This is a genomic window from Paraburkholderia sp. BL21I4N1 (genome assembly GCF_002973525.1).
Lineage (GTDB): Bacteria > Pseudomonadota > Gammaproteobacteria > Burkholderiales > Burkholderiaceae > Paraburkholderia.
This window is the reverse complement of the sequence record NZ_PVEN01000005.1, coordinates 295,964-318,926: the sequence shown is the minus strand read 5'-3', so window position 1 is coordinate 318,926 and position 22,963 is coordinate 295,964. Positions and strand designations below refer to the sequence as shown.

Genomic DNA, 22,963 nt, shown 5'->3' with positions numbered 1-22,963 from the left:
GAACCCGGCGAACCGCCGCCGGACCGTGACGCCTAGCTGCGTGCCAGGATCAGCACGCCGATCAGGATCACGCCGATCCCGATCAGCTTCTGCACCGACAGGACTTCGCCGAACAGATACCACGCCGCGAACGCATTGACGACGTAGCCGAGCGACAGCATCGGATAGGCGATCGACACGTCCACCCGCGACAGCCCGACGATCCACACGACGAGGCTGATCACATAACAGGCCAGCCCGGCGATAATCGGCGGCTGGGTCGCGATCCGGAAACCGATGGGCAGGATGTTCGCACGGGTGAATTCGAAGTGTCCAACGGCATTCGTTCCGGCTTTGAGCAGCAACTGCGCGCAGGCGTTCAACGTCACGCCGGCGAGGATACAGAAGAGGGAAATCGGGTTCATCGAACGATCTGTTCCTGAGATGGGGTCACGATTGCGGTTTTTCCAGCGCCGGCGCGGGCGTCGGCGCCGCGTCCGGCTTCGCCACCACGACCCGGCGGGAGTCCTGGGCGATCACTTGCATCGGCAGCCCGGTTTTGAGCAACTGGTCGTAAGTGGACGGCGGGATCAGCGCGAGCGCATAGCGGTCGGCCTTCCAGCGCGCGACCCACGCGTCGACGCTCGGCAGCCACTTCTGCGGTTCGACGGAAATGCCGAACGCCAGTTCGTCGGGGTGCGCGACCATGATCATCGTGTGGTCGACGTAGAACGGCAGCGTGTGGTCGAGCACGCCGACCGAGTAGAACGGCGTGTCCGGCGGCAGCCTGGCGATCTCGGCCTTGATGACGGGCGCGAGCGGCGCGCCCGAACTCAGCCGGCCGAACACTTCGTGACCGGTGCCGGCGATCGTGCCGAGCAGCAGCCAAGCCGCGCCGAACGTGGCGAGCGCGCCGAGGCTGCCGGCCCGGCTGCGGCGGTTCAGCCACAAGGCCGCCAGCGTCAGCACGAATGCCACGCCGAGCGCCGCCAGCACCCAGCCGCGGTATTCGGCGTACAGCTCGGCGGGATTGCGCTGGCTGCCGAAACGCGTCATGAACAGTGCGCCGAACGCGGCGACGACGAGAAACAGCGCGTAGCCGGCCAGATGACGACGCAACTGGTCACGCGTGACGAGCGGCAGATACATGCCGATCACGAGCGCGATGGGCGGGGCGATCGGCAGCGTGTACGACAGCAGCTTGGAGTGCGACGCGCTGAAGAACAGGAAGATGAAGCCGGTCCACACCAGCATCATCGTGACGGGTGCGAAGCCGTTCGGCTGGCGTGGCAGGCGCAGCACGTGGCGCAGGCTCTGCACGGTCACCGACAGCCACGGCAGGAAGCCCACCAGCAGCACCGGCACGAAGTAATAGAACGGCCCCGGACGGTTCTGCTCCGGCGTCAGATAGCGTTTGAACTGCTGGACGATGAAGAAGAAATTGAGGAATTCGGGGTTGCGTTGCTGCACCAGCACGAACCACGGCGTGACGATCACGAAGAACACGATCAGACCGCCGATCAGATGCAGACGCTTCCAGACGGCCCAGTCGCGCGAGATCGGCGTGTAAAGCACCAGCACGGCGCCCGGCAGGATCACGCCGACGAGACCCTTGGAGAGCACCGCGAGCGCCATGGCGCCCCAGCACACCCACATCCATGCGCGCACGTTCGCGGTCGGCAGGTTGGGGCGTTGCGCGAGCAGCAGTGCGCACAGCGTCAGCTCCATCCAGAACGACAGGCCCATGTCGAGCGTGTTGAAGTGGCCCATCAGGTTCCAGTACGGCGACGTGGCCAGCACGATCGCGGCGAACACGCCGGTGGCCGCGTTGAATACGCGCGCGCCGGTGAAACCGATCAGCAGCACGCCGGCAAAGCCTGTCAGCGCCGTATAAAGCCGCGCCTGCCATTCGCCGATGCCGAACCAGGCGAACGTCAGCGCGTTCGCCCAGGTTTGCAGCGGCGGTTTCTCGAAATACTTGTAGCCGTTGTAGCGGGGCGTGATCCAGTCGCCGGTGACGAACATCTCGCGCGCCATTTCGGCGTAGCGGCCTTCGTCGCTCGGCAGCAGATGGCGCCAGCCGAGCGGCACGAACCAGATCACGGCGAGCGCCAGCACGAGCAGCAGGATCGTCGTGCGGTTGAGCGGTAGCCTCGACGGCGTATCGTTCATGGGTTTTTTAACCTGTTTGGCGACGCCGCGTGGGGCGGCGAAGCGGTGTTGTCTGGAACCGGCGCCCGGTTCCGATGGCGCGCAGTGTACGTTATCGGCCCCGGTGCGGCCAGGGTGCGCGGTCTGTTAGCTGCGTGAACTTGCCGGCTGGCGGGTAGGGAAGCGCGCACCCGCGTTTTTTTCGCGCCGGCGCACGTGGCGGATCGACACGTCGCCGCGGCACGAGGACGCCGGCCGCACGCCGACCGGGCACCAAGCCGCGCCCGTGGCCCTGCTAGCCTTCGATCAGCAGCGCGGCCGCGACCTTGCGGCCCTCGGCCATCAAAATGTTGTACGTGCGGCAGGCGGCCTTGAAGTCCATGGTTTCGACGCCGATGCGCTTCGCGGTCAGCGCGGCGGTCAGGCGCGGGTGCGGAAAACGCAACCGTTCGCCGCTGCCGAACACCACCACTTCGGGCGCGGCTTCCACCAGCATGGCGAAATGCTCGGCGCTCAACTGGTCGAAAGAGGCGACGGGCCAAGGGATGACGGGCGCGTTCGGCAGCACGAGAATGCTGCCCGAATGACGCACCAGATTGATTTCGACGTAGTCGGCGCCGTAACCGGTGACGGTGTTGAGGGCGCCGCTGGCATCCTGATGTAATTTCAAATTCGTTTTCCGAAGTCGTCGTAGGGCATCATGCGAGGCCGTGACCACGCCGCACGGGGCACAGGCGGGGTGGGGCGACGCGAGTCGTGGAACACGAGAGGGCCGAGCTGGCCCACAGCGCGGCCCACAACGCTCAAATTGCCGAAAAGGCTTGCCGTTGCGGTTGGTGCATTGCGGAAGTCGGCCAAAATCCGCTAAATTATAACTTTTTAGCCGCCTTGCGGCGCCCCTCGCCGATCCGCCGCCACAAGCCGCGTTGACGATACGGGGCGCGACCCATCGGCTACCTGCCTTGGTTTTGCCGCTTTCGCGCGCCTTCCGGCTGTGTTTCGACCCGCAGCCGGTCAAGGCGATGCAATCCGCGTCTGGCGGCTGTTTTCGGCCGTTTTCGGCCGTATCGCGGCCGTATCGCGGCCGTATCGCGGCCGGACTGCGACCGAATTCCCCGTATCGGCGAACCGCCCGGCGTTGCGCGCCCGCGCCGGTTCGCCCAAGCCATCAACCAGGATCCGTGCCCGCCGTGAAACCGATACTCAAGTCCAACAAATTGTTGAATGTCTGCTACGACATTCGCGGGCCCGTCCTCGAACATGCGAAACGGCTCGAGGAAGAAGGTCATCGCATCATCAAGCTGAACATCGGCAATCTCGCGCCGTTCGGGTTCGACGCGCCGGACGAGATCATTCAGGACATGATCCTGAACCTGCCCGGCTCGTCGGGCTACTCCGATTCGAAGGGCGTGTTCGCCGCGCGCAAGGCGATCATGCATTACACGCAGCAAAAGGGCGTGCATGGCGTCGAGCTGGATGACATCTACATCGGCAACGGCGCCTCCGAACTGATCGTGATGGCGCTGCAGGGCCTGCTCAACGACGGCGACGAAGTGCTGCTGCCGGCGCCCGACTACCCGCTGTGGACCGCCGGCGTGAGCCTGTCGGGCGGCACGCCGGTGCATTACATCTGCGACGAGTCGAATCGCTGGATGCCCGACCTCGACGACATTCGCGCGAAGATCACACCGAATACGCGCGCGCTCGTCGTGATCAACCCGAACAACCCGACCGGCGCGCTGTATTCGGACGAACTGCTGCTCGGCCTGATCGAGATCGCGCGCCAGCACGGCCTCGTGATCTTCGCCGACGAGGTCTACGACAAGATCGTCTACGACGGCAAGCAGCACACGGCGCTCGCGTCGCTGTCCGAAGACGTGCTTACGGTCACGTTCAACAGCCTGTCGAAGAGCTATCGCGCGTGCGGTTACCGCGCCGGCTGGATGTTCATCTCGGGCCTCACTGCCGGCGAGAACCGCCGCCACGCGAAAGACTACTTCGAAGGGCTCGGCATTCTGGCCTCCATGCGGCTGTGTCCGAACGTGCCCGGCCAGTACGCGATCCAGACCGCGCTGGGCGGCTACCAGAGCATCAACGACCTGATCCTGCCGGGCGGCCGCCTGTACAAACAGCGCGAACTCGCGTATGACATGCTGACGGCGATCCCCGGCGTGAGCTGTGTGAAGCCCGAAGCGGCGCTGTACATGTTCCCGCGCCTCGACCCGAAGATTTATCCGATTCAGGACGACCAGCAGTTCATCCTCGATCTTCTGCTGGAAGAGCGCGTGCTGCTCGTGCAGGGCACCGGTTTCAACTGGAAGACGCCGGATCACTTCCGCGTCGTGTTCCTGCCGAACCTGGACGACCTCGCGGATTCGATCAACCGGATCGCGCGCTTCCTCGACGGTTACCGCAAGCGTCACACCGCCTAGCGCACAATGTGGAGCCAGGCGCGGCCGAGGCCGCGCCGCATCTCGCGCCACCCGTTTATTTTTCAACCTCTAATCGAAAACACACGCTGCATGGAACCGATCAAAGTGGGACTGCTGGGCTTCGGCACGGTAGGCAGCGGCACCTTCACGGTACTGCGCCGCAATCAGGAAGAAATCAAACGCCGCGCGGGCCGCGGCATCGAGATCGCGCGCATTGCCGTGCGCAATCCCGCGAAAGCGACAGCGGCGCTCGGCTCGGAAGCCGGCACGGTGGCGCTGACCGATGACTTCAACGCGGTGGTCGACGATCCGTCGATCGATATCGTGGCCGAAATGATCGGCGGCACGGGCGTGGCGCGCGATCTGGTGCTGCGCGCGATCAAGAACCGCAAGCATGTGGTCACCGCCAACAAGGCGCTGCTCGCGGTGCACGGCACGGAAATCTTCGAAGCGGCACGCGCCAACGGCGTCATGGTGGCGTTCGAAGCGGCGGTGGCGGGCGGCATTCCGATCATCAAGGCGCTGCGCGAAGGGCTCACGGCCAATCGCATCCAGTACATCGCCGGCATCATCAACGGCACCACGAATTACATTCTTTCGGAAATGCGCGACCGCGGGCTCGACTTCGCGACCGCGCTGAAGGCCGCCCAGGAGCTGGGTTACGCCGAAACCGATCCGACCTTCGACATCGAAGGCGTGGACGCCGCGCATAAGGCGACGATCATGAGCGCGATCGCGTTCGGCGTGCCGGTGCAGTTCGACCGTGCTTACGTGGAAGGCATCAGCAAGCTCGCGGCGATCGACATCAAATACGCCGAGGAACTCGGCTATCGCATCAAGCTGCTCGGCATCGCGCGCCGCACCGACAAGGGCATCGAACTGCGCGTGCACCCCACGCTGATTCCCGAAAAGCGCCTGCTGGCCAACGTGGAAGGCGCGATGAACGCGGTCGTCGTACATGGCGACGCTGTGGGCACCACGCTGTACTACGGCAAGGGCGCGGGCGCGGAGCCGACGGCGTCGGCGGTGGTCGCCGATCTGGTCGACGTGACGCGTCTGCATACGGCCGACCCGGAACATCGCGTGCCGCATCTGGCGTTCCAGCCAGACAGCCTGTCGAGCACCCCGATCCTGCCGATCGAGGACGTGACGAGCGGTTACTACCTGCGTCTGCGGGTGGCGGACGTGACCGGCGTACTGGCCGACATCACGCGCATTCTGGCGAATACGGGCATCTCGATCGACGCGTTGCTGCAGAAGGAATCGGAGCAGGTCGACGCGAACGGCAAGGGCGAAACCGACATCATCCTGATCACGCACGAAACGGTCGAAAAGCATGTCAACGCCGCGATCAGAACGATCGAAGCATTGAGCACCGTTGTCTCGCAAGTCACGAAGCTGCGCATGGAAGCGCTGAACTAGGCCGAACTATGAACTATCTTTCCACGCGCGGCGCCGGAGCCGGCGAGCGCCACACCTTCTCCCAGATTCTGCTGGGCGGTCTCGCGAAAGACGGCGGCCTGTATCTGCCGGCCGAGTATCCGCGCGTTACCGCCGACGAACTGACGCGCTGGCGCACGCTGCCGTATGCGGACCTCGCGTTCGAGATCCTGTCGAAATTCAGCGACGACATTCCCGCCGAAGACCTGCGCGCGCTGACCCGCAAGACCTACACCGCCGCGACGTACTGCAACGTGCGCGACGACGAAAGCGCCGCGCAGATCACGCCGCTGAAGACGCTCGGCGTCGAAAACGGCGCGCCGCTCGCGTTGCTGGAGTTGTCGAACGGGCCGACGCTCGCGTTCAAGGACATGGCGATGCAGTTGATCGGCAACCTGTTCGAGTACGCGCTGGCCAAACACGGCGAGACGCTGAACATTCTCGGCGCGACCTCGGGCGACACCGGCAGCGCCGCCGAATACGCCATGCGCGGCAAGCAGGGCATCAGCGTGTTCATGCTCTCGCCGCACAAGAAGATGAGCGCGTTCCAGACGGCGCAGATGTACAGCCTGCAGGATCCGAACATTTTCAACATCGCGGTGGAAGGCGTGTTCGACGACGCGCAGGACATCGTCAAGGCCGTCTCGAACGACCACGCGTTCAAGGCGAAGCACAAGATCGGCACGGTCAATTCGATCAACTGGGCGCGGGTCGTCGCGCAGGTCGTGTACTACTTCAAGGGCTATTTCGCCGCGACGAAGTCGAACGACGAGCGCGTGTCGTTCACGGTGCCGTCGGGCAATTTCGGCAATGTGTGCGCGGGGCACATCGCGCGCATGATGGGTCTGCCGATCGAGAAGCTGGTGGTCGCCACGAACGAAAACGACGTGCTCGACGAGTTCTTCCGCACTGGCATCTACCGCGTGCGCAAGGCTGCGGAGACGTACCACACGAGCAGCCCGAGCATGGATATCTCGAAGGCCTCGAATTTCGAACGCTTCGTGTTCGATCTACTGGGCCGCGATCCGGCGCGCGTGTTGCAACTGTTCCGCGACGTCGAGGAGAAGGGCGGTTTCGACCTCGCCGCGAGCGGCGATTTCGCGCGCGTGCGGGAATTCGGTTTCGTGTCGGGCCGCAGCAGTCACGAAACGCGCCTCGAAACGATCCGCGACGTGTTCGAGCGCTACCACACGATGATCGATACCCACACGGCCGACGGTCTGAAGGTGGCGCGCGAGCATCTGCAAGCGGGTATTCCGATGATCGTGCTGGAGACGGCGCAGCCCGTCAAATTCGGCGAAACGATCCGCGAAGCGCTGCGGCGCGAACCGGAGCGGCCGGCGGCGTTCTCGGGCCTGGAGTCGCTGCCGCAGCGCTTCGACGTGCTGCCGGCGGATGCGCAGCGTGTGAAGGACTTTATCGTCGCGAAGACGGGCGGTTAAGTCGTTCGTCGTGCCGCGGTGCGTGGGTCGCCTGGCTCACGCACCGTCGTTCCTGGCCCGTGCCAACCCCTCCCCAACACCCATAAATCCCTCCATAACGCCCGGCTGCCCATGCCGTCGGCGTCGGCCGCTACAATATTCTTTTAACCTGCGGCTTCCAAACCCGAGATGTCCACACCCACGCCCCGCGCTCCGATGCTCGCTACCGCCGAAGCGTTGGCGACCCTGCTCAGCGCCGCAAGCCCGATCGACGGCGTCGAATCGATTCCCACGCTGGACGCGCTGAATCGGGTTCTGTCGGCCGACGTCACGTCGCCGCTCGACGTCCCGCCCATGCATACCAGTTCCATGGACGGCTACGCGATCCGCGTGGCGGACCTGGCTGACGCCCGCAACCAGCGTTTGCCCGTCTCGCAACGCATCCCGGCCGGCCACGCGCCCGAAGCGCTGAAGCCCGGCACCGCGGCGCGAATCTTCACCGGCGCAACGGTGCCGCCCGGCGCGGACGCCATCGTGATGCAGGAGCAAACCGAAGCCGCCGGCGACGAAGTCACGATCCTGCACAGCCCGCAACCGGGTGAGTGGATCACCGCGCAAGGCGCGGACATTCGCAGCGGCTCGGTGATCCTGCCGGCCGGTACGCGGCTGACGCCGCAGGCGTTGGGGCTGGCGGCCTCGGTCGGTTGCGCGACGCTGGCGGTGCGGCGGCGCGTCAAGGTCGCGGTGTTCTTCACCGGCGACGAGCTGACCATGCCGGGCGAACCGCTCAAACCCGGCGCGATCTACAACTCGAACCGCTTTACGCTGCGCGGTCTGCTGGACAAGCTCGGCTGCGACGTGACCGATTACGGCATCGTCGCCGACAAGCTGGACGCGACCCGCGCCACGCTGCGAGAGGCCGCCGTGGCGCATGATCTGATCCTGACGTGCGGCGGCGTATCGGTGGGCGAGGAGGATCACGTGAAGCCGGCGGTCGAGGCCGAAGGCCGTCTGTCGATGTGGCAGATCGCGATGAAGCCGGGCAAACCGCTGGCGTTCGGTGCGGTGCGGCGGGGGGCGGCGACTGAAGAGGCGGCGGCTTCCCGGAGTAGTTCAGCTTCAGCCACGGCATCCGCATCGGAAACGTTCTTTATCGGTCTGCCGGGCAACCCCGTTTCCAGCTTCGCTACGTTCCTGCTGTTCGTGCGTCCGTTCATTTTGAGCCTCGCCGGTGTGCGGACGGTTGCGCCGCGCGCGCTGTCGTTGCGCGCTGACTTCACGCAGAACAAGGCCGATCGCCGCAACGAGTTCCTGCGCGCGCGGATCAACCCGGCCGGCGGTCTCGATCTGTTTCCGAATCAGAGCTCGGCCGTGCTGACGTCGACGGTGTGGGGCGACGGCCTGATCGACAATCCGCCGAACCACGCGATCAGCGCCGGCGAGACCGTGCGCTTCATTCCCTTTTCCGAATTGCTGAACTGAGGCCGGCTCGCGCCGGCGGCATCCCGATGAAGATTCAATTGCGATATTTTGCGAGCGTGCGCGAAGCGCTCGATCTGGCCGACGAAACGGTCGACCTGCCGGACGGCATCGCCACGGTCGGCGACGTGCGCGCGTGGCTGCGCGTGCGTGGCGGCGCGTGGGCCGACACGCTGGCCGAAGGTCGCGCACTGCGCATGGCCTGCAATCATGTGATGACCGACGCCGGTACGCGCATCACCGAAGGCTGCGAGGTTGCGTTCTTTCCGCCGGTTACCGGCGGCTGATCGGCTGCCACCGCCTTAGCCCACCATCAGGAGCCTCAGATGCCCGTTCGCGTCCAGACCGAAGACTTCGACCTCAGCGCCGAGGTTGCCGCATTGCGCGCGCGCAATCCAAAGATCGGCGCGGTGGCCTGTTTCGTCGGCACTGTGCGCGATCTGAACGAGGGCAGCGCGGTCGAGACGATGGAACTCGAACACTATCCGGGCATGACGGAGAAGTCGCTGGAAGCGATCGTCGCCAGCGCGCGCGAGCGGTGGCCCGGCATCGAGGTGCTGATCGTGCACCGGGTCGGCAAGCTTTATCCGCTCGATCAGATCGTGCTGGTGGCAACCACCGCGGCGCATCGGGGGGACGCTTTCGCGTCGTGTGAATTCGTGATGGATTATCTGAAAAGCGAGGCGCCGTTCTGGAAGAAGGAAAAGACGGAGGCCGGCGAGCGCTGGGTCGACGCCCGCGTCACCGACGACGCCGCACTGGCGCGCTGGGGCATCGAGTCAGGGAATCGGGCGGGGGAGTAGCTGGAAAAGCCGACGCAGAATCGCCCGCGGAATCCGTCGACGACTCCCACCCAGCCGCTCACCTCACTCATCCCTTGCACGGCCGATAATCCGCGTCGGAAACGGCTCACCCGGCTGCCGCGCCTGACGCGCCGCGCCATGGTCATCTTCTTCATCTCGCGCACGCTTTGGCGCGACGCGCTCCAGCAGCGCCTGCTGCTCCGCCGGAATCCTGTAGTCCCAACCGAAGCGGCTCAACTGCAAACTTTGCGCAATGCGTAGCGCCGGCTCCATGAAACGGATCGCGGCGGCCGGCTCGTAGCGCGACTCGACCGTATCCAGAAACAGATACAGCCAGCGGCTGAAGTGCTGCGGCTCGACGCCTTCGAGCGGCTGATGCGCCTGCTGCACGTTGCCGCGATACTGCTTCGCGCCGAGCACGAGACTGCCCCAGAACAGACACATCTTCGGCAGATGCTCGTCCCAGCGGCCGGCCAGGCTTGCGTCGAAAACCGGGCCGAGCAGCGCATCCGCACGCACGCGGTCGTAAAAGGCATGGACGAGATCGCGGACGTTCGCCTCGGTGGGCTCCGCGGCGCGCTCGACGGCCGGTGCGGCGGGGAAAGACGGATTCATGCGGATTCCAGAAAATGCGGTCTGCTGATTGGGTTGACGAGGTGGGCAATGAACGGAGCCAATCAGGTCGCCAATGAATATGCCAGATGACGGCAACCCGCGCCGTCCATCTCCACACGGTGCCACAGACCGTCAGGAATGGCCTCAAAGAAGGGCAAACTCAAGGAAGTAAGCCGCGAAACCCTTCCTTTTCGTATGAATGGACTACGCGGGAAACGTTACCATTACTGCCGAAAGACAAACGCCGTCTGTCAACGCAAAAACAATAAACATGCGCGGCGCCCGCATCTTAGGGCGAACAGGCGGTCCCCGGCAACCCTTGCGTCGGCGCGGTTTCCCCCGGATCGCGGCTTGCGCTCATCGTGATAACTGCACTTATGAGACTGACCGACTACACGGATTATTCGCTTCGCGTTCTGTTGTATCTCACTGTCCGTGGCGAGGGATTATCGACGATTCAGGACATCTCGGACGCATACGGAATCTCCAAGAACCACTTAATGAAGGTGGTTCAGCAACTCGGCGAACTCGGCTGGGTCGAGACGGTGCGCGGACGCAACGGCGGCTTGCGGCTGGCCGATAAAAGCAGCGCGTTGACCGTCGGCGACGTGGTTCGCGTCACGGAAAGCGACTTCGCGCTGGTCGGCTGTTTTCCCGACCAGCAGGGCGCGCGCCGCTCGTGCGTCATTACGGCGCAATGCCGTTTGCGCGGCGCGCTCGAAGCGGCACGTAATGCCTTCCTTGTCGAGCTCGACCGGCATACCATCGGTGAGGTCGCGCAACCGCATGGGCCGCTGGCGGCGCTGCTCGGTTTGAGCAGCATCATCCCGATCATGCCGCTTGCGCCCGTGGCGCCTGCCGGCGGCAACCCCGCGCCGGTCTCCTGAAGACAGCCAGGCATTTCGTTCGCGTCAAATGTTAAATAGTTGCCGCGAAGGGCAAAAAAGCGCTTGAAACCTGGAGGAAACGCCTCATTTTGGTGGTAATCGAAATTGGAGGTCTCTTGATGAGAATCGACAAACTCACCACTAAATTCCAGGAAGCACTGTCGGACGCGCAAAGTCTCGCGGTCGGTCACGACAATCAATACATCGAACCGGTTCATGTCCTGTCGGCGCTCGTCGCGCAGCAGGACGGTTCGGCGCGCTCGCTGCTGTCGCGGGCCGGCGTGCATGTGCAGGCGTTGCAAACGGCGCTCAACGACGCCATGACGCGCTTGCCCCAGGTGCAGGGCACCGACGGCAACGTGCAGATCGGCCGCGAGCTGACGGGTCTGCTGAATCAGGCGGACAAAGAAGCGCAGAAGCTCAACGACACGTTCATCGCGAGCGAGATGTTCCTGCTCGCGGTGGCGGACGACAAAGGCGAAGCCGGCCGTCTCGCCCGGCAGCACGGGCTGTCGCGCAAGTCGCTCGAAAGCGCGATCGCGGCCGTCCGCGGCGGCTCGCAGGTGCATAGCCAGGACGCCGAAAGCCAGCGCGAAGCGCTGAAGAAATACACCGTCGACCTGACCGAGCGCGCGCGCGCCGGCAAGCTCGATCCGGTGATTGGTCGCGACGACGAAATCCGCCGTTCAATCCAGATCCTGCAACGCCGCACCAAGAACAACCCGGTGCTGATCGGCGAGCCGGGCGTGGGTAAGACCGCGATCGTCGAAGGTCTCGCGCAGCGTATCGTCAACGGCGAAGTGCCGGAAACGCTCAAGGGCAAACGCGTGCTGTCGCTCGATATGGCGGCGTTGCTGGCCGGCGCGAAGTATCGCGGCGAGTTCGAGGAACGCCTGAAGGCCGTGCTGAACGACATCGCGAAAGACGAAGGGCAGACCATCGTCTTCATCGACGAAATTCACACCATGGTCGGCGCGGGCAAGGCCGAAGGCGCAATGGACGCGGGCAACATGCTCAAGCCGGCGCTCTCGCGCGGTGAACTGCATTGCGTCGGCGCCACCACGCTCGACGAATACCGCAAGTACATCGAAAAAGATGCCGCGCTCGAACGCCGCTTCCAGAAGGTGCTGGTCGACGAGCCGTCGGTGGAAGCCACCATCGCGATTCTGCGTGGCCTGCAGGAAAAGTACGAGCTGCACCATGGCGTCGATATCACCGACCCGGCAATCGTCGCGGCGGCGGAACTGTCGCATCGCTACATCACGGATCGTTTCCTGCCCGATAAGGCGATCGACTTGATCGACGAAGCCGCGTCGAAGATCAAGATGGAAATCGATTCGAAGCCGGAAGAAATGGACCGGCTCGATCGTCGGTTGATCCAGTTGAAGATCGAGCGCGAAGCCGTCAAGAAGGAAAAAGACGAGGCGTCGCAAAAACGTCTGCAGTTGATCGAAGAAGAAATCGAAAAGCTGAACCGCGACTATTCGGACCTCGACGAAATCTGGACGGCGGAAAAAGCCGCGGTGCAGGGCAGCGCGCAGTTGAAGGAAGAGATCGAGAAGACCCGCGCGGAAATTACCCGCTTGCAGCGTGAGGGCAAGCTGGAGAAGGTCGCCGAGTTGCAGTACGGCAAGCTGCCGGGGCTCGAGGCGCAACTGAAGGAAGTGACCAAGGCCGAAGCGAACGAGCAAAGCAATCCGACGCGTCCGCGGCTGTTGCGCACGCAGGTCGGCGCGGAGGAAATCGCGGAAGTCGTGTCGCGTTCCACCGGCATTCCGGTCTCGCGCATGATGCAAGGCGAGCGCGAAAAGCTGCTGCAGATCGAGGAAAAACTGCACGATCGCGTGGTCGGGCAGGACGAGGCGATCACCGCGGTGGCCGATGCGATCCGCCGCTCGCGCGCGGGTCTGTCGGATCCGAACCGGCCGTATGGTTCGTTCCTGTTCCTCGGCCCGACCGGGGTGGGTAAGACGGAGCTGTGCAAGGCTTTGGCGTCGTTCCTGTTCGATTCGGAAGATCACCTGATCCGGATCGACATGAGCGAATTCATGGAGAAGCATAGCGTCGCGCGCCTGATCGGCGCGCCGCCGGGCTACGTCGGTTACGAAGAAGGCGGCTATCTGACGGAAGCCGTGCGTCGCAAGCCGTACAGCGTGATCCTGCTGGACGAAATCGAGAAGGCGCATCCGGACGTGTTCAACGTGCTGCTGCAAGTGCTCGACGACGGCCGCATGACCGACGGCCAGGGCCGCACCGTCGACTTCAAGAACACGGTGATCGTGATGACGTCGAACCTCGGATCGCAGGTGATCCAGGCCATGGTCGGCGAACCGCAGGAAGCGGTGAAGGACGCGGTCTGGGAAGAGGTGAAGCTGCACTTCCGGCCCGAGTTCCTGAACCGGATCGACGACGTCGTGGTGTTCCATGCGCTCGACCGCTCGAATATCCAGTCGATCGCGCGGATCCAGCTGCAGCGTTTGCACGAGCGGCTGGCCAAGCTCGACATGCAACTGGTCGTGTCGGACGAGGCGCTCGAGCACGTCGGCAAGGTCGGCTACGATCCGCTGTTCGGTGCGCGGCCGTTGAAGCGCGCGATCCAGCAGGAGATCGAAAACCCGGTCGCCAAGCTGATTCTGGCCGGCAAGTTCGGCCCGAAAGACGTGATTCCGGTCGAAGTGGACGACGGCAAGCTGGTGTTCGAACGCGTCGTGCATTGAGCGTAATGCGTTCGCGCCGGGCGCGGCTCGGCGAATAGAAAAGCGGCAACGAAGTGTTCTTCGTTGCCGCTTTTTTTTGCCCGGTTTCCCGACCGGTCAACGGGTCGGTCCAACTACACGCGGGCGTCGTGGCGTCAGGCGTTGCCCTTGTTGAACAATGCCGACAGGCCGCCCAGCGCGCCGAGCACGGTCGTTGAATTGAGCTTGCCTTCGGCGGGCACTTCGCCTTCCGGCGTGGCGGCGTTGACAACGTGCGGCAGGATCTGCGACAGCAGGCCGGTGACCTGGTCCGGTTGCACGCCGGCCTTGGCCGCGAGGTTCGTGACGGCGTCAGAACCGAGCACGCTATGCAGCGCGTCGGCCGAAATCGGCTGGTTGTCGCCATTGCTGACCCACGACGTCACGACGTCGCCGAGGCCTTTTTCCTTGAAACGGTCGATCAGGCCGTTCAGCCCGCCGGGCTGGTTGTTGACGAATTCGAGGGCGGCTGAAACCAGGGCTTGCTGGCCGCCGCCTTCCGGCGATTTGCCAATCAGGGAACCGATAGTGTCGAGTAGGCTCATGACGGTCTCTCTTGAATGCCGACGCGCGGTTGACGAGTCGGCGGGTAAAAACGCCGCGCGGTTGCGCGGCGCCGTGTGAAGCAGGCCTGGCGACGGTTAGGCGATGCTGCTGCGTTCAGCGCGGCGCGGTGATGCTGGAATCACACACGCCACGCTTCACGGATCGCACCGAACGCCTGCTGCCTGCGCTTGGCCCCCCGGGTTATGCGCCGCCTGATGCTGCCGCGGCCGATGCTGCCTTGCTCTTCCTTGCTTTCTTTTTCGATGTCTTGGTGCCGGATGCGTCGGCCGGCGCGCTGGCCGACGCGGTCGTTGCTACCGGCGCCGCCTTGCTGCTTGCGCTGCTGCCCGACTTCGCCGCGGCCTTGGCGCCGGTCGGCGGGGTGGCTGAACCGTTGATGGTCAGCCCGGCCGCTTCGAGGTTCGTGACCGACTTCGTGCCGATGCCCTTGACCCGCGCCGCGAGATCATCGGCATTCTTGAACGGGCCATTTTTGGTGCGTTCGTCGATGATAGCTTTGGCGTGCACCGGGCCGATACCCTTGACCGATTCGAGCGCCGCCTGATCGGCGGAATTCACTTCCACGGCGGCGGCAAATCCGGCCGACAGCGACAAAGCCAAAGCAACGCAAAGCATTAAAAGCTTCTTCAGCATGGCAAGCACTCCATTGAGGGCAAAAAAATTTAGCCGCGCAAGACAACTCAGGACAACTCTGAATGACTCATGACAATGCGTGGCGGCTCGGGACGACGCACCTGTCAGCCGCGCGCTGCGCTTAAGCATAGAACAAATTGCGCGCCCTTATTTGCGAGCGCGGACGATTTATACCGATCGATTTGTGACAAGTAAATCAGTGTGAACAAGATTTAAAGCTTTTGCCTCCCGAACGGGCATGGACGAGTTTATCGAGCCATTGCCGCGCGTCATAAAAGATAACAACACAGACAAATGACAGCATCGCGCGCTTGACTTAGAGTGCACTCGAAGTCCTAACCTGAGTTCCGTCATGTCGAATATCTCCAAAGCACTCACCATCGGGCAGGTCGCGCAAACGCTCGGCGTGTCGGCGCACACGCTGCGCTATTACGAACAGGCTGGCCTGATCCGGGCGGTCGGGCGTACGCAGGCGGGGCATCGCCTGTATTCGCCGGCCGATCTCGACTGGTTGCGCTTCGTGATGCGTCTGAAGGCGACCGGTATGCCGATTGCCGGCATGCAGGCGTTCGCGGCGTTGCGCGCCGACGGCCAGCCAACCATGAGTGCGCGGCGCGATTTACTGGTGGCGCATCGGGATGCGGTTTTGGCGCGGATCGCCGAGTTGCAGATCAACCTCGGCGCGATCGTCGACAAGATCGACTATTACGAAGGGGCCGCGCAAGCACCGGCCGCGGATCGTTCGACACGACACACCGACGAACCCCAGGCGCTTTCACATTCGGAAAAGGACTCACCATGAACCACGCACACAACGACCGCTACGCCCGAGGCTGGGACAAACTGAAGGAAATCGACGGCTCGGCCGGCGAACAGGTTATCGCCGCGCTCGCGCCGATTGCGCCGGATTTCGGCCGTCTGCTGATCGAGTTCGGTTTCGGCGATATTTACAGCCGGCCGCAACTCGATCTGCGGGCGCGTGAAATCGCGACGATTGCGTCATTGGCGACGCTTGGTTGCGCGCAGCCGCAGTTGAAGGTGCATATCGAGGCCGCGTTGAACGTCGGCTGCACGCGTGAGGAAATCGTCGAGGTGTTTATGCAGATGGCGCTTTATGCGGGCTTCCCGGCCGCGCTGAATGCCTTGTTTGCGGCGCGTGAGATTTTCGAGCGGCATGATCGGGAGGCTGAGGCGGCGCGGCAACTGTCGACGCCCGAACTGGCGGCTGACGTGGCGCACGCCGGCTGATATTCGCTTGCGGCGACAGGGCAGGGGATCACAAGCGGCTGCTTCGTGCAGCCGCTTTTTTTATGAATTGGAACGCAACTAACTGTCGAATACGGTAAGCCACTTCGACACATGGCGCGCCTGCGAATGAGGTCGAGCCGGCAGCTATCCAGCAGCAGCCGTAGGCTATCAAACCGTCGAATCGACCGGCGCCCCAGCGCCCTCGCGCAAGTACCGCTTGCTCACCGTCCGCCAGTACATCAGCAAGCCGATCCCGGCGATCGCCAGACTCGCCGTATTCGCGACCCAGAAACCCCGCGCGCCGGTCAGCCACACCGGCGTGACGCCAGTCACATTGAAGCCGAGCATGTAGCCGCCGCCCAGTCCCACGCCCCACAACGCAACCGCATAGATCACGGTCGGTACGACCGCCACCTTGTACGCGCGCAGCACGAACGCGGTGGTGATCTGTAGCGCGTCGAACAGGTGATAGCACACGACGATCAACACCAGCGGTAGCGCCGCCGCCGCGACCTGCGCATTGGTCGTATAGCCTTCGATCACGTAGGGCCGCAGCACTAGCATGATCGCGCCGTAGCAGCAGGCGATCGCCATTGCCATCACGATGCCGTGGCGCGACAGCGTGCGCGCCGCTTCCGGCCGATGCGCGCCGAGCGCCTGAGCGACCAGCGTCGACGACGCAATGCCGATCGACAGCGGCGTCATGTACAGCACCGCGCCGATGTTGCCGGCGATCTGATGGCCGGCGAGCGTCGTCGTGCCGAAGCGCGCGATGAACAATGCCATGAACGTGTACGACGTGACTTCGATCAGGTACGACAGGCCCATCGGAATGCCCAGCCGCAACTGTGCCGCCTGACGCCGCCAGACCGGCCAGCAGAAGTGCGCGAAGATTTCGAACGGCTTGAACAGGTCGACGCGCGTCAGCAGCACCATGCCGAGCGTCGCGAGCGCCCAGTTGATGAGGGTGCTGGCAAGTGCGCAACCCGGTCCGCCGAGCGCCGGCATGCCGAACCCGCCGAAGATGAACCAGGTGTTGAGCGGCACCTTGAGCAGCAGCGCGCCGATCTGCAGGATCATCACGAGCCGCGGCTTGCCGACCGCGTTGGTGATCGAGCTATAGACGCGAAACGTCAGACCGGCCGGCAGGCCGAACGCCAGAATCCGCAGATACGCGACCGTGCGCTCGTGCAACGCCTCGGGCACGCGCGCCACGTGCAGCATGGGCCCCGGAAAATACAGGATCAGGGAGCCGATCACGGTGAGTGCCAGCGCGAGCCACAGCGCCTGACGTACTTCCTCGCCGATTTCGCCGTAGCGGCGCGCACCGTAGAGTTGCGCGGTGATCGGTTGCAGCGCGGTCAGAATGCCGGTCAGGCCGATGTAGACGGAAATATAGATCGACGAACCGAGCCCGAGCGCGGCGAGATCGACGGCCGAATAGCGGCCGACCATCGCCGTGTCGATCACGCCGAACGCGATGATGGCCAGTTGGCCAATCAGTACGGGCCACGCGAGCCCGGCGATTTTCCGTACGTCGGCGAGCATGGTCAGTCGGGCTTCTTGTGCCAGCTGCGACGTTTGACGACCGGCGGCTTGGGCCGGTCGATCCGCACGTACAGGCGGAACCGTTCGTCGCGGTCGGCCACGCGGCGGCCTTCCCACACGAGCTTCCAGATGTAGTCGGGCATCGAGCTCGGGTCGCCGTATTCCTGCGTGTCCTGACGCAGGATCACGTCGCAGTCCTGGTCGAACGAAAAGTGCATGTCGCCGAAATAGGCGAATGTCGCGATCTGCGCGTTGCCCAGACGGACCGGCGAAATGCAGGTGTAGTCCTCCGGCAAATGGCTCGCGATCTGTTCGGCGACGTCTTTATAGGTGCGGCTGTAGTTGACGACCGGCAGCGCCAGCGTCATTAGCAGGACCCACATCAGCGTGGTGCCGGCGCTCGACAGCACGACGCTGCGCCACAGCACCTTCGGATGACGCGCGAGGCGCCAGCGCACCAGCAGGAACCAGCAGACCGTCACGGCGACCGCGCACACGAACGACAGAATCTTGAACTGCGGCGCGAAGCCCGGTGCGAGACGCGCGAGATTGCGCGCGAGCGGATGCGGAAAGCCGGTCAGCCCGGCCGCGTACACCAGCCAGACGAAACTGCCGAGTATCGTGAAGCTCAGGAGCGCGAACCAGTCGATCGCATTGATCGCGCCGCGCTTGAGCGTGGGCAGCGCGAACGCGGCCAGCACCGCGAGCGGCGGCAACAGCAGCATGTAGAGCCGGTTCGACTGATGGCTTTGCAGGACCACCAGCACCAGCAGCGGTCCGATCACCGACAGCGGAATCGCGACGTGCGGCGCGCGTCGCAGCCCTGACCAGCTGAACCATGCCCACAGAGCGAGCGGCCAGGCCGGCCAGGTAAAGAGCGGCAGGTTTTTCAGCGCGTACGCGGCGACCGAGCCGGGCGGCCCGGCGAACGAGCTCAAGCTGACGTGAACCCACTGATTCAGATACCAGACGGCGTCGTCGGGATAGGCGCTGAGCGCGGCGATCGGCCACGACAGCGCCAGTACGAGCGCGACCGGCAAGCCGGCCAGCAGCAGCCAGCGCGAGCGCGCCTCGCGCACGATCAGCGGCATGGCCAGCGTGCCGAGCAGCAGCGCGCCGACCAGCACCGGGCTGCTCGCCAGCGTGACGAGGCCGAGCGCGACGCCCCAGACCAGCGAGCCTTGAATCGGTTTGTCGATGGTGCGCACGAGGCCGTACACCATCATCGCGATGCCGACGAATTGCGCCAGTTGCGGCGTGGTCTCGTGGCCGCGTTCGGCCAGCCCGAAGCACGCGAGCAGGATCAGCAGCGCGCCGTCGGCGAGCGTGCGGCCATAGTCGCGCGGTTCCGGCTCGCCGCCGAATGCGTATTTGAACGGTTGGACCTCGGCGCGCCGGCCGAGCAGGTAGGCGGTATACCAGACGAACGCGCAGGCCGCGCAGAACAGCAGACCCGTGAAAACGCGCGACGCATTGCTCGCATCGACCCACGGCGCCAGCGCGCGGATCGCGCTGGCGCCGAGCCAGTAACCGAGCGGGCCGTCTTCGGTAATGTATTTGCCGACTAGGTTCGGCAGCAGCCAGTCGTGGGCGCCGCCGTTCGCCATGGTCCACATGACGCCGAAGCCGGCTGCGTCCTCGTTCTTCCACGGATCACGGCCGAACAGCCCGAACGATGCGTAGACGATACAGATGGTCAGCAGCAGCCAGCGCGGCAACGCACTCGTCGCGGAGGCAGTGAGGCGAACGACAGGTCTCATGCGGTGTGTAGGTATTGGATGAGCTAACTTAAAGCGGTGCAGCCTGGGACCGGACCGGTGGTCCGGCGGGAATGGCCAATCTGGAGCATCCGGCATTGTAGTCGTGCCGTGCGATGCGCGTCACGGCCGGTAACGGCACGCAACAGGGTCGGGGGAGGTGGTAAGGGGGCGCGTCGTGCTGCGTCGGTGCGGGGTTTTTGCCCCCTTTGGCACCCCGAGCGCCAGGCACGGCGACAAAAAAGGGCAGCTCGCGCTGCCCTCTTTTCTGCTTCGCTGCCGGCCGAAACCGACGACGACGCGGGTATTACTTCGCTGCTGCCTTGCCGGTAGCGCGCGTGCCGAACTTCTTGTTGAACTTCTCGACGCGGCCTGCCGTGTCCATGATCTTTTGTTGACCGGTGTAGAACGGATGCGATTCCGACGACACTTCGATCTTGGCCAGCGGGTAGGTCTTGCCGTTGAATTCGCCGGTCTCACGCGTGATGATGGTGGAGCGCGTCACGAACTTGAAGTCGATCGACATGTCGATGAACAGAACTTCGCGGTAATCCGGGTGAATGCCTTCTTTCATGGTCTTTCCTTTAATCTGGCGGTAGCCAACCCGCGTGCGACCGCCTTTGAAGGCGAACCGCATCTAGGCGCGAGCCACTTGCCTATGGTCGAAAAACGGCGATTATGCCAGAAAATCAGGCGCTTGACGACTTTTGTGCCAGCTTTTTGCGAGCCCCGGGCGTGGTTCCGGCCGTCATCCGAACGGTTTGCGCCCTGAAGGCGCCTAACTAGCCGTAACGCTTGCCTGGCGGCCACTGCGGGCCTTCTAAATTGCGTGCTTTGGACCTGATGGCAGCGTTACGCCGGTCAGGTCGCGGTAAAAGTCAGTCCGACACGCGCGGGATCCTGCCGGTAAAAGCGCGCCAGCAATCGGTACAGCTCCGGGTAGGCCGCCTCGAATGCCTGCGGCTGCACGAACAGCGCCTCGCTGCACACGGCAAAAAATTCCGATGGATGGTCCGCGGCATACGGATCGATCAGCGACTCGCGCTCGAAGCGCGCCCAGCGCCGCTCCGGCACCGCATCGACTTTCGCGCAGAACTGGTCGTAGGCGTGATCGAACACGTCGGCCCACGCGTGCGAATCGAGCGGCGCGTGCCAGCGACGCATCAGCGGCGGATGACCGTCGGCCTCGCCGTTCAGCATGTCGATCTTGTGGGCGAATTCGTGAATCACCACGTTGTAGGCGTCCACGCCGTCCGTCATTTGCGCGTCTTCCCACGACAACACCACCGGGCCACCTTCCCACGCCTCGCCGCTCGCGTCCTGCTCGACTTCGTGGACCACGCCGTCTTCGTCCTCGACCGTCTTGCGGATCACGAACTCGCCCGGATAGACGATCACGCCGACCCAGCCGCGATACAGGTCGAGGCTCAGATTCAGCACCGGCAGGCAAGCCTGGGCGGCAATCGCCACGGTCATCGCGTCGGTGAGTTCGAGCGCGTGCGCGGTGGAGAACTCCTTTTGCGCGATGAACAGACTGGTCAGTTCGCGCAGCCGTGCAAGGTCCGGTGCCTCGAGATGGGCGAGGAACGGCAGGCCGTCGAGCGTGGCTTGCCATAACGCGTCGTCGATCGCGTAGTCGCGCAGCGCGCGGTCGCGGCGGCGTGTGCCCAGCCATTGGGTGAGTTTCGTGAGCATGACCTGAGGCAACCTTTAGTCGATCTGTTTTTGCCACGCGGCAAAGATGCCGCCGCATATCGCAATGCCGATCAGGAAGGTGAAGCCGTCCAGCGAGGCCAGAAAGCTGGCCTGGGTCGCGACCGTCCGGCTGATTTCCACGATCGCCAGCGAATGCGCCTCGGACGGCGAGCGGCCGCCGGCGGCGAAGCTTTGCGTCAAGGCGGCAAGCGAGTTCTGGAATAACGGATTGTACGGATTCACGAACTCCGCGAGGCGAGTTTGATGCAGCGCCTGGCGATGCTGTTCGACGATGATGACCGACGCCGTCGCGAACGAGATGGTCAGTTGCCGCACGATGTTTTTCAGCCGGTAGCCGTGCGTGAATTCCTCGATCGCGAAGATCCTGAAGGTCAGATTGGCGACCGGCAGCACGATGAACAGCAACAGCAGGCCGCGCAACAGCAACGGCACGATCAGCGCGGCCTCACCGACGCCGGGCGACATGCGTGTCATCCAGGCCGCGGCGAACGCGGCGACCGCAAAGCCCGGCACGATGATCCACTTCTTGTGCGGCAGCAGCTTCGCATAGCGCAGATAGACGAACAGCGCGCTCGCCGAAATCAGCGACGTGACACCGACGAGGCGCCCAGTGTTGTCGACCGGATAAGCGAGGCCGCTCTCGAGAAAGCGCGAGATCAGATAGCTGAACACGGTCGAGATGTAGTAATAGAACATGTACAGCACCAGCCCGACCTGAAAGACCTTTTCGCGCAGCGCATGCAGACGCATGAGCGGCGACGGGTGGTGCCATTGCTGATACGCGAACCAGCCGAGCGCAGTGATGCCGACGACGGTCAGCAGAATCAGGCCCGGCGACGTGCTGAACAACTGGAAGCGCACCTGCTGCATGACAATTTGCAACGCGCCTTGCGCGAACGCGAAGATCAGATAAGGCCAAAAATGCGCCGAGCCGCGCTCTTCGGGCAGGCGGTTGCCGGCGTCGGGCAGCGCGAGAAACGCCAGCACGGCAAACAGAACGCCGACCGGCACCGTACATAGAAACAGCGCGCGCCAGTCGAAATGCGCAACCAGTTGACCGCCGATCAGCGGCGCGAGCGCGCTGCTCAATACGATCAGCAGGAGAAACGCGCGGGTGGCGGCGGGCCGCTGCTGCGGCGTGAAGCTCATCTGGATCAGAATGCGGCAGGTGCCCATCATCGGGCCGATGAAGTAGCCTTGAAAGCCGCGCGCGAACGCGAGTTCGATCGACGATTCGCACAGCGCCGCGGCCACTGCACCCGCCGCATAGAGCAGCATGCAGCCGGCGACATAACGCCGGTAGCCAAAGCGCTCGACCCACCATTGCTGCTGCAGGATGCCAAGCACGGCGGCGACCGCATACGCGCTCGAGGCCCACACGAGTTCGTCCGGCGATGCGTTGATGCCGCCCGCGATATAGCTCGTAAAAAACGAAAAGATCGAGTTGTCGAAATAGTCGAGGCCGGTGACGACGGCCAGCACCCAAGGGAAAAAATCGCCGCGCAGGTTGTCGACGCTGAATAGCGGTGCGCGAGGGGATACCGCAGTCATT

Annotated in this window: 21 protein-coding genes; 10 read left to right on the top strand and 11 right to left on the bottom strand. The window is 64.0% G+C overall.

Going from position 1 to position 22,963, the window contains the following annotated elements; genetic code table 11:
- Window positions 1-32 precede the first annotated feature (32 nt).
- From B0G83_RS15985 to B0G83_RS15975, 3 genes are all read right to left on the bottom strand, one after another.
- Window positions 33-404 carry an SMR family transporter gene (locus tag B0G83_RS15985; RefSeq protein WP_105508358.1) on the bottom strand — a complete coding sequence of 124 codons (372 nt, stop codon included), beginning with the start codon at window positions 402-404 and terminating at the stop codon, window positions 33-35.
- A gap of 25 nt (window positions 405-429) precedes the next feature.
- A complete protein-coding gene (locus B0G83_RS15980; RefSeq protein WP_105508357.1) occupies window positions 430-2,151 on the bottom strand; it encodes a glycosyltransferase family 39 protein in 1,722 nt (573 codons plus the stop codon).
- A gap of 274 nt (window positions 2,152-2,425) precedes the next feature.
- The gene (locus B0G83_RS15975) at window positions 2,426-2,800 is read right to left on the bottom strand and encodes an Mth938-like domain-containing protein (protein ID WP_105508356.1); all 375 of its coding nucleotides are present in this window, start codon (window positions 2,798-2,800) and stop codon (window positions 2,426-2,428) included.
- A 511-nt stretch (window positions 2,801-3,311) separates the two neighbouring features.
- On the opposite strand from B0G83_RS15975, the gene B0G83_RS15970 reads away from it, so the two are divergent.
- The 6 genes from B0G83_RS15970 (at window position 3,312) to B0G83_RS15945 (ending at window position 9,705) form a co-directional block, all read left to right on the top strand.
- Window positions 3,312-4,562: a pyridoxal phosphate-dependent aminotransferase gene (locus B0G83_RS15970; RefSeq protein ID WP_105508355.1), complete on the top strand. Its 1,251-nt coding sequence runs from the start codon at window positions 3,312-3,314 to the stop codon at window positions 4,560-4,562.
- Between the two features lie 90 nt (window positions 4,563-4,652).
- On the top strand, window positions 4,653-5,984 hold the full coding sequence (locus tag B0G83_RS15965; protein ID WP_105508354.1) for a homoserine dehydrogenase: 1,332 nt from the start codon (window positions 4,653-4,655) through the stop codon (window positions 5,982-5,984).
- Between the two features lie 8 nt (window positions 5,985-5,992).
- Window positions 5,993-7,444, top strand: a complete 1,452-nt coding sequence (gene thrC / locus B0G83_RS15960; RefSeq protein ID WP_105508353.1) for a threonine synthase — start codon at window positions 5,993-5,995, stop codon at window positions 7,442-7,444.
- Window positions 7,445-7,639: 195 nt separating this feature from the next.
- Complete coding sequence (gene glp / locus B0G83_RS15955) at window positions 7,640-8,905, top strand: gephyrin-like molybdotransferase Glp (protein ID WP_105508352.1); 1,266 nt, start codon at window positions 7,640-7,642, stop codon at window positions 8,903-8,905.
- 26 nt (window positions 8,906-8,931) lie between these two features.
- Window positions 8,932-9,189: a molybdopterin converting factor subunit 1 gene (gene moaD, locus B0G83_RS15950; protein WP_105508351.1), complete on the top strand. Its 258-nt coding sequence runs from the start codon at window positions 8,932-8,934 to the stop codon at window positions 9,187-9,189.
- Between the two features lie 39 nt (window positions 9,190-9,228).
- Window positions 9,229-9,705 carry a molybdenum cofactor biosynthesis protein MoaE gene (locus tag B0G83_RS15945; RefSeq protein WP_105508350.1) on the top strand — a complete coding sequence of 159 codons (477 nt, stop codon included), beginning with the start codon at window positions 9,229-9,231 and terminating at the stop codon, window positions 9,703-9,705.
- A 63-nt stretch (window positions 9,706-9,768) separates the two neighbouring features.
- Here the strand turns inward: B0G83_RS15945 and B0G83_RS15940 are convergent, their stop codons facing one another.
- Window positions 9,769-10,320 carry a group III truncated hemoglobin gene (locus B0G83_RS15940; RefSeq protein ID WP_105508349.1) on the bottom strand — a complete coding sequence of 184 codons (552 nt, stop codon included), beginning with the start codon at window positions 10,318-10,320 and terminating at the stop codon, window positions 9,769-9,771.
- 377 nt (window positions 10,321-10,697) lie between these two features.
- On the opposite strand from B0G83_RS15940, the gene B0G83_RS15935 reads away from it, so the two are divergent.
- Window positions 10,698-11,207 carry an Rrf2 family transcriptional regulator gene (locus B0G83_RS15935; RefSeq protein WP_105508348.1) on the top strand — a complete coding sequence of 170 codons (510 nt, stop codon included), beginning with the start codon at window positions 10,698-10,700 and terminating at the stop codon, window positions 11,205-11,207.
- A gap of 119 nt (window positions 11,208-11,326) precedes the next feature.
- Window positions 11,327-13,924 carry an ATP-dependent chaperone ClpB gene (gene clpB, locus B0G83_RS15930; protein ID WP_105508347.1) on the top strand — a complete coding sequence of 866 codons (2,598 nt, stop codon included), beginning with the start codon at window positions 11,327-11,329 and terminating at the stop codon, window positions 13,922-13,924.
- Between the two features lie 134 nt (window positions 13,925-14,058).
- Here clpB and B0G83_RS15925 read toward each other — a convergent pair whose 3' ends face one another.
- Both B0G83_RS15925 and B0G83_RS15920 read right to left on the bottom strand, forming a co-directional pair.
- The gene (locus B0G83_RS15925; protein ID WP_105508346.1) at window positions 14,059-14,487 is read right to left on the bottom strand and encodes a YidB family protein; all 429 of its coding nucleotides are present in this window, start codon (window positions 14,485-14,487) and stop codon (window positions 14,059-14,061) included.
- A gap of 202 nt (window positions 14,488-14,689) precedes the next feature.
- Entirely contained in the window at window positions 14,690-15,142 is a 453-nt protein-coding gene (locus B0G83_RS15920; protein WP_105508345.1) for a helix-hairpin-helix domain-containing protein, read from the bottom strand.
- Between the two features lie 352 nt (window positions 15,143-15,494).
- Between B0G83_RS15920 and B0G83_RS15915 the strand changes: the two genes are divergently transcribed.
- Window positions 15,495-15,944, top strand: a complete 450-nt coding sequence (locus B0G83_RS15915) for a MerR family transcriptional regulator (protein WP_105508344.1) — start codon at window positions 15,495-15,497, stop codon at window positions 15,942-15,944.
- Entirely contained in the window at window positions 15,941-16,390 is a 450-nt protein-coding gene (locus B0G83_RS15910; RefSeq protein ID WP_105508343.1) for a carboxymuconolactone decarboxylase family protein, read from the top strand. The genes B0G83_RS15915 and B0G83_RS15910 overlap by 4 nt, the downstream gene beginning before the upstream one ends.
- 168 nt (window positions 16,391-16,558) lie before the next feature.
- On the opposite strand, the gene B0G83_RS15905 is transcribed toward B0G83_RS15910, so the two are convergent.
- The 5 genes from B0G83_RS15905 to B0G83_RS15885 form a co-directional block, all read right to left on the bottom strand.
- On the bottom strand, window positions 16,559-17,938 hold the full coding sequence (locus tag B0G83_RS15905) for an MATE family efflux transporter (protein WP_105508342.1): 1,380 nt from the start codon (window positions 17,936-17,938) through the stop codon (window positions 16,559-16,561).
- 2 nt (window positions 17,939-17,940) lie between these two features.
- Window positions 17,941-19,698 carry a glycosyltransferase family 39 protein gene (locus B0G83_RS15900; RefSeq protein ID WP_181156889.1) on the bottom strand — a complete coding sequence of 586 codons (1,758 nt, stop codon included), beginning with the start codon at window positions 19,696-19,698 and terminating at the stop codon, window positions 17,941-17,943.
- 304 nt (window positions 19,699-20,002) lie between these two features.
- Window positions 20,003-20,269 carry a type B 50S ribosomal protein L31 gene (locus tag B0G83_RS15895; RefSeq protein WP_105508530.1) on the bottom strand — a complete coding sequence of 89 codons (267 nt, stop codon included), beginning with the start codon at window positions 20,267-20,269 and terminating at the stop codon, window positions 20,003-20,005.
- A gap of 287 nt (window positions 20,270-20,556) precedes the next feature.
- Complete coding sequence (locus B0G83_RS15890; protein WP_105508340.1) at window positions 20,557-21,390, bottom strand: zinc-dependent peptidase; 834 nt, start codon at window positions 21,388-21,390, stop codon at window positions 20,557-20,559.
- 15 nt (window positions 21,391-21,405) lie between these two features.
- Window positions 21,406-22,962 (bottom strand): MFS transporter, encoded by a 1,557-nt coding sequence (locus tag B0G83_RS15885; RefSeq protein WP_105508339.1) that lies wholly within the window; start codon window positions 22,960-22,962, stop codon window positions 21,406-21,408.
- Window position 22,963: the final 1 nt, after the last annotated feature.